Origin of the sequence: Kitasatospora sp. NPDC091257, assembly GCF_044757675.1 — a bacterium.
GTDB lineage: Bacteria > Actinomycetota > Actinomycetes > Streptomycetales > Streptomycetaceae > Kitasatospora > Kitasatospora lactacystinica.
In genome coordinates this window covers 1-1,470 of the sequence record NZ_JBIVVI010001670.1, presented here as the reverse complement: position 1 = coordinate 1,470, position 1,470 = coordinate 1, and the positions used below count along the sequence as shown (strand labels likewise).

Annotated in this window: 1 protein-coding gene; it reads left to right on the top strand. The window is 75.9% G+C overall.

All coding sequences use genetic code 11. The features are described from left to right. The first annotated feature begins 37 nt into the window (after window positions 1–37). Window positions 38–1,363: a M1 family metallopeptidase gene (locus ACIQOV_RS41175; protein WP_401056234.1), complete on the top strand. Its 1,326-nt coding sequence runs from the start codon at window positions 38–40 to the stop codon at window positions 1,361–1,363. Window positions 1,364–1,470 lie beyond the last annotated feature (107 nt).

Sequence of the window (1,470 nt, the reverse complement as noted above, 5' to 3'; positions counted from 1 at the left end):
CGTCCCCCGTCCCGGCCCGCAGGAAGCGCACGCCCCCGTGAAGCCCAAGCACGTCCCCGCGGCCGCCGGTGCCCCGGACCCGTACTTCCCGAACAGCGGCGACCACCGCTACCGGGTGCACCGCTACGAGCTGGCGCTGGACTACCGGCCCGGCCCCAACCGGCTGGCCGGCTCGGCCCGGCTGAGCGCGGTGGCGGACGCGGCGCTGGCGGAGTTCGCGCTCGACCTCGCCGAGTTCCGGATCGGCCGGGTGCTGGTCGACGGCCGGGCCGCCCGCTACACCCACCGCGGCGGCAAGCTGCGGATCCGCCCGGCCAGGGCGCTCGCACCGGGCGCCGCGTTCACCGTCGAGGTGCACTACACCGGCAACCCGCGCCCGGTGCGCAGCCCGTGGGGCGGCCTGGGCTGGGAGGAGCTGACCGAGGGCGCGCTGGTGGCGAGCCAGCCGGTCGGCGCACCGTCCTGGTTCCCGTGCAACGACCGGCCCGCCGACAAGGCCACCTACCAGCTGGCCGTCACCACGCCGTCCCCGTTCACGGTGGTGGCGAGCGGCCGGCTGCTGACCCGCACCACCAGGGCGTCCAGCACCACCTGGGTGTACGAGCAGAGCGCGCCTACCCCGACGTACCTGGTGACGGTGTCGATCGGGCACTACCGGCCGGTGCCGCTGGCGGTGCGACCGGCGGTGCCGCAGACCGGCTACGTCCCGGAGCGGCTGGCCGCCGCGTTCGCCCGGGACTTCGCCCGGCAGCCGGAGATGACGGCGTACTTCGGCGAGGTCTTCGGCCCGTACCCGTTCGGCGAGTACGCGGTGGTGATCGCGGACGAAGAACTGGACGTCCCGGTGGAGGCGCAGGGCGTCGCCACCTTCGGCACCAACCACCTCGGCGGCGGCTGGGAGCGCGAACGGCTGATCGCGCACGAGCTGGCCCACCAGTGGTTCGGCAACAGCGTCACGATCGCCGACTGGCGGCACATCTGGCTCAACGAGGGCTTCGCCAAGTACGCGGAGTGGCTCTGGTCCGAGCACGCCGGCGGCCCGGGCGCGGCCGTGCACGCCGCCGCCGCGCACCGGCTGCTGGCCGGGCTGCCGCAGGACCTCCGGCTCGACGACCCGGGCCGGAAGCTGATGTTCGACGACCGGCTCTACCAGCGCGGCGGACTGGTGGTGCACGCGCTGCGGCAAACGCTCGGCGAGGACGCGTTCTTCGCGATGCTGCGGGACTGGACGGGCGCCAACCGGCACGGCGTGGTCGCCACCTCCGACCTGCGCGCCCACGCCGCCCGGTACACCACCGCTCCGCTCGGCCCGCTCTTCGAGGCCTGGCTGGAGCGGCCGGAACTGCCGCCGCTGCCGGACTGAGCGCTCCACCCGGCCCGGCGCCGCGCGGTTCGCCCGCGACCGGGGCGCGGGCCTGGGCCGGGGTGTGGGCCTGGGTGTGGGCGCGGGCCTGGGCCGGGGTGTGGGCC